The organism is Hydrocoleum sp. CS-953 (genome assembly GCF_002260545.1).
In the GTDB taxonomy this organism is placed as follows: domain Bacteria; phylum Cyanobacteriota; class Cyanobacteriia; order Cyanobacteriales; family Microcoleaceae; genus Trichodesmium.
The window spans coordinates 1-5,882 of sequence record NZ_LGSU01000996.1 but is presented as its reverse complement, the minus strand read 5'-3'; the positions used below and the strand labels follow the sequence as shown (position 1 = coordinate 5,882).

At 36.5% G+C, this 5,882-nt stretch carries 3 protein-coding genes and 2 pseudogenes; 2 read left to right on the top strand and 3 right to left on the bottom strand.

The annotated features are described in order from the left end of the window. The first annotated feature begins 249 nt into the window (after positions 1-249). Both AFK68_RS14215 and AFK68_RS14210 read left to right on the top strand, forming a co-directional pair. Entirely contained in the window at positions 250-633 is a 384-nt protein-coding gene (locus tag AFK68_RS14215; protein ID WP_094673369.1) for a PH domain-containing protein, read from the top strand. Positions 634-869: 236 nt separating this feature from the next. Then, a complete protein-coding gene (locus tag AFK68_RS14210; RefSeq protein WP_094673368.1) occupies positions 870-1,499 on the top strand; it encodes a Vat family streptogramin A O-acetyltransferase in 630 nt (209 codons plus the stop codon). Between the two features lie 1,154 nt (positions 1,500-2,653). Here the strand turns inward: AFK68_RS14210 and AFK68_RS14205 are convergent. The 3 genes and pseudogenes from AFK68_RS14205 to AFK68_RS45175 form a co-directional block, all read right to left on the bottom strand. After that, positions 2,654-3,931 (bottom strand): annotated as a pseudogene (locus AFK68_RS14205) (YcjF family protein); the annotation flags it as partial. 597 nt (positions 3,932-4,528) lie between these two features. Beyond that, positions 4,529-5,254: pseudogene (locus AFK68_RS45180) on the bottom strand (lipoxygenase family protein); the annotation flags it as partial. A 1-nt stretch (position 5,255) separates the two neighbouring features. Next, positions 5,256-5,754, bottom strand: a 499-nt coding sequence (locus AFK68_RS45175; protein ID WP_371357385.1) for a lipoxygenase family protein, incomplete at its 3' end; no start/stop codon positions are given. Positions 5,755-5,882 lie beyond the last annotated feature (128 nt).

Below are 5,882 nucleotides of genomic sequence, written 5' to 3'. Positions count from 1 at the left end.
AACTTAATATGATGCCTAGTGCAGGATAGCGTAAATAACTAACCAGTTACAAAATCCTAAAAGCCTTACTAACCAATACTTTTGACTTTTGAGATTCCCACGGCTGTCGCCTCGCAACCTTTCAGGCTTTTAACTTCCGCGTAGCGCCACTAGGTTTGTTAAAATAGAATAGAGGATAAAAATAATGTTCGGCTCAATGATTTGATAGTCAAGCTTATTAAATATTGATAATATTAAAAGGAGTAAAATATGCGTTTAATTAGTGGTTTGCTCGGCAATGCTTCCGAACTTAATGTTGATTCTAAAAAACTAGATAAGTTATTCAATGAAATTTTAGTAGATGGAGAACAAATTGAAAAAGCTTACCAGATTATTCGGGATATGTTTGTGTTTACTAATAAGCGTTTAATTTTGGTAGATAAACAAGGAGTAAGTGGGCATAAAATTGAGTTTCTTTCTATTCCTTATTCAAAAATTACTAAATTTTCCAAAGAAAGTGCAGGGCATTTTGACTTAGATGCAGAATTAAAAATTTGGGTGGGTAGTGAGTCAGAACCAATTAGCCATGAATTTAATCGTTCAGTGAATATTAATGAAGTATATGCGGTACTGAGTAAGTATGTGTTGAAGTAAATTATTACTTTAGTTAAATAATTTGGTTGAGTCAAGAGTTATGCAATGGGTAGGGGCGAATGGCTATTCGCCCCTATTCTTATCTTTAAATACTGAATAACACCGATTCTACTAGATTTAATATCAACTGCTCTTTATTTTTATTATCCAAATTTTTGATTTGAAATTGCTCTCTCAATCAATCTTTTCCTTCCTTCTTCCTTCCTCCTTCTTCCTTCTTCCTTATTTTCAACATTATGAATAACGGTCCTGACCCTAATCTGAAATATCCAATACCTAATCAAACTCGATTAGTTTATTTAAAAAATATTATTAATAATCCTAACATTATTGTGGGAGACTATACCTACTATGATGATTTTGAGAATCCAGAGAATTTTGAGCGGAATGTTCTCTATCATTTTGACTTTATAGGAGATAAATTAATTATTGGTAAATTCTGCTCTATTGCTTCTGATGTAAAATTTATTATGAATGGTGGAAATCATCGGACTGACTGGTTTACAAATTATCCATTTCCTGTGTTTGAAAATGGTTGGGAAAAAGCCATGCCTAACTCTTGGCCATACAAAGGTAATACTATTATTGGTAATGATGTTTGGATTGGTTATGGAGCGACAATTATGCCTGGTATTCAAGTAGGAAATGGAGCGATTATTGCGACAAAATCTGTAGTAACAAAGAATGTTGAACCATACAGTATTGTGGGTGGAAATCCTGCTAAAGAAATTAGGAAAAGATTTGAAGAAGCTATTATTAAAGAGTTGTTGGAAATTAAATGGTGGGATTGGGAAATTGAGAAAATTACTGAGAATTTAGAGGCAATTTGTGGTTCAGATATTAATGCTTTACGCAATGCTGTTTGAGTTTGAATTGAAACAATTGTTACTCCTCTCAGAAAAACATCAATTATATCATGTCGGGTTGAATAGTTATCATTAAAGTCTGTCAAGCAAAAACTTTTTTATCACTGGTTATCTGAAGATGATATTATATTATGTCCGGATAATTAGTGANGCAATTTGTGGTTCAGATATTAATGCTTTACGCAATGCTGTTTGAGTTTGAATTGAAACAATTGTTACTCCTCTCAGAAAAACATCAATTATATCATGTCGGGTTGAATAGTTATCATTAAAGTCTGTCAAGCAAAAACTTTTTTATCACTGGTTATCTGAAGATGATATTATATTATGTCCGGATAATTAGTGATAAAAAAACGTTCTCCTTTTTATACTTTCTTTTTCCTCTCTTCCCTCCTGACTCCTGACTCCTGACTCCTGACTCCTCCCTTCTTATTTATAGCTATTCAACCGGACATAATATTACTTCTGACTTCTGACTTCCGCTGTAGAGTTGTGGGAGTTTGGAGACCAAACCCCTACAGTTAACTCTCAAACAACATATAGGACTTACGCAAAAACCATCTCTATAGCGTTCAAAACTATAACGTTATAGTTTTTTAACTCTATATGTAGTACCTCTGCGTAATACCATTTCTCAAAAACTTTTCTATATTTGATTGAAGTAGGGGAGTAGGGGAGGTAGGGACGTTGCATAAGGGCGTCCCTACAAACAAGAATAATTAATGCTAAAATTGCTCTTTTCTAACAAAAAAGTAATTATCTTAGTTTAATTACTTAATAATTGAAGTTTTATCCAAGTATAGCGTTAATGCATGGGAATTGGTATAAGTCCTGAACATATATAATTTCGCTGCACTATTTATGTATGCAACTTTCGTCATTAATTACTTCTAATATCATGTCCGCTGGGCAACGGAAGTGATATAATTCTACCATCAGAAAAGAGCGAAAACTCCTAGTTTATGGAGGGTTTGGAGACCAAACCCCTACNCGCTGGGCAACGGAAGTGATATAATTCTACCATCAGAAAAGAGCGAAAACTCCTAGTTTATGGAGGGTTTGGAGACCAAACCCCTACGGCCTTGAATTCTACCGATACTACCGGATTTGATATAACTTCTAAATTCTGAATTCTAAATTCTAAATTCTGAATTCTAACTTCTAAACCTCTCTTTCGCCGACTCAAACGCCTCCTGCATCACTCCCTGAATTTTCTCCGGATCTGGCTTTTTCCCTCCCATCAAATCTCCAAAATAAACACAAGCACTTTCACCCAACGCCCAAGTATAAGTTGCTGCCCAAGAAGCAGCAATGGCGCTCCCAAACCCAGGCACAAATTTAATCAACTCTCGCCCCACTGCTTGAGCGACAAAACCCCCACCAATAGCACTAACAACCCCACCTGCTTGAGAAGGAGAAATTGTTTGCCCATACAAATTTCCCAATAAACCTACCATCGACACTTGCAACGCTGTCAAAACTGGCATTGTGGCAAAAGGTAGAGGTACTGCTGCCACCGTAGCTGCCATAATAGTAAATGATAAAATGTAACGCCTCCCAACATCTCGGTAAATATTGCCTAATTGTTTGGTTGCTTCTTCGTCTAATAATTGATAAATTGTTCGTGCCTCTGCTTCCGGTAGCAACTCTGCTAAACTATCTCTAAAAGCTTCTAAACCATAAAATACTGGGTTATAGCCATCCTCTTCCAAGGTGAAATCAAGCAAAACAGAGCTATTATACAATTTGCCAAAATCTGCCTCAATAGCAGCAAAAGGACGGTTAACTTCCTCAAATTCTGGAGGATATTCGGGATGATCGTCAGTGGGGTTAGGATAAACCTCATGCAAACAAGTTACTGCTAATAAACAAGGAATATTTGGATATTCCGCTCGCAACTGTTGTGCTACCTGTCGTAAAGTATCCGTAGCAAAATCATTAATTTTTACAGTCAAAATCAAAATTCTAGCCCGGTTGCTTTCCTGCTGCAACTCTCCCAAAAGTTCATTAATAATAACCGGAATTTCCTGTTTCACATCCCCCAACCCCACAGTATCCGTAAAAATTAACAATGGCAGATCGTCAGAAGGATAAGCATAACGTTGGGTGTGTTGAGTATGGGGGCGAAAACCTTGACCAATTATTTCTGGTGAAACTCCTGTTAAACCTCGTACTATGGAACTTTTACCTGTTTGCGGTTTACCAATTAATATTGCTTCAGTGGTAGGAAGCTCGGCGCGAACTTTTTCTAATATTTCGGCAACTTGAGCTTCATCCACAGTAAACCATTGCATTATTGTTTGTGCTGCCTTATCTACAGGGAAAAGCTTCATTAAACGGTTGCTGGTATCATGCCAAATTCCACCAAGACGATTTTGCCAAGAGTCTGTTTTTGACTCTGTTTTTACATCTTCAGTCGGTTGAGCTGACTGNTACCAATTAATATTGCTTCAGTGGTAGGAAGCTCGGCGCGAACTTTTTCTAATATTTCGGCAACTTGAGCTTCATCCACAGTAAACCATTGCATTATTGTTTGTGCTGCCTTATCTACAGGGAAAAGCTTCATTAAACGGTTGCTGGTATCATGCCAAATTCCACCAAGACGATTTTGCCAAGAGTCTGTTTTTGACTCTGTTTTTACATCTTCAGTCGGTTGAGCTGACTGTTCAGAATTAGGTGTTGGGGATTTAACATCATTTGGTTCAGTCATTTCAGTTATCACTTATTATTAAAGCTTGTAGTATTGCTCTAGCCATAAGTAATACCATGTCCGGTTGAACACTGATAATTAAGATACTAAGAGAGTCAGGGAGTAGGAGAAAAATTAAAATATATCCTATCCAAACCAAATATTTTATTTATACCTAATTATCCGAACATGATATAAGATAGATAGGGCTTCAGCCCTACTACAACCAATATTAGACATCTCCAATAATAAAAAAGAAAATCAATTATCGGGCTAGATACATCAATTATTTCCCCCTACTACCTACTCCCTCTTTTCTAGAGATGTCTAATATTTACTCCTAAATATTGATACTTTGGGGAATATTCTCTGGGAGCATAAACTCGTAAGGCATCAAACGCTCAGGACTTTGATTCCTTTGATTAATAATAGTCGCTGCTGCATTCAAACTTTCTTTAAATTTGTTCAAAGCCAATTGTAATTCCTGATTTTCCGGGAAAGCAGATGCATAATAATTGCCTAGTTTCGTATGGTTAACTGAACCAAGTAAGTAAAGGGTATTAATTTGTTCTAGAGCTTGACTTAAGGAAGGTAGTCCCTGCATAAAACTTTCCCGATCTTCAGTGCTAGTCGGGGGCATCAGATAACGTGCTAAAGGAAATCCTGGGACATACATCATATAAGTTTTCTGGGAAAAATTAACTGCCGCGTGTTGCGCACTACCGATAAAAATAATCGTAGAGACCGCTTTAACTAAATAATCTCGGGTTTTAATTTGTCCCTGACTATCTTCTCCAAAATTTTCTACTCGTCCTCCGTCTAAGGAAACCAAAGTAGCTCCCCAATCTTGTAAGTCCTTATCCGCTACAATGACATCATCACTGGTATAGTAGATAGACAAATAATCATTAACCCAGTTATAAATAGCATCCCAAATTAATTGACCGTCATCTCTATAAGGATAGATAGGTAAAGTATCAGAATTATTCACTCCACGATCGACTAAGGTTTGGGGAAAATTAATAGCATTAAAATTAAATAAATAACTCTGAGAACCTTTTGCAGCNCTACAATGACATCATCACTGGTATAGTAGATAGACAAATAATCATTAACCCAGTTATAAATAGCATCCCAAATTAATTGACCGTCATCTCTATAAGGATAGATAGGTAAAGTATCAGAATTATTCACTCCACGATCGACTAAGGTTTGGGGAAAATTAATAGCATTAAAATTAAATAAATAACTCTGAGAACCTTTTGCAGCCAAAGATTGATCGGCTCCGATATTGCTAGCTAAAAGTGAATCTACTGCTTCTCCAGGAGCAACTAAAAGAGAGTGGGCACCGTAATTAATCAAAACAGTTCCCTCGAAATGGGGAGTCAGCAGATTTCTCAAAGGATGATTTTCTGGCAAATTGTAGGTCGGTACAATAAAAGGTTCAACTACTAAATGAGTTCGACCTAAATGGGAAATCAATTCGTGATAATTAGAATCAGCCATTTGTACAATATTTTTGGCACTCATCCAAGGTTCATCAGCATCTAGTGGTGTAAACAACACCCACTCCTCACTAATAGTAGTCTTTTGATAGCTAATAGCTACTGGAAATAAGGAACGAGAAGAAGACCCCTGTGGAGGAACCGCAAACAAGGCAATTGGAGCCAAATATACTTTTGTTGGACAAGATC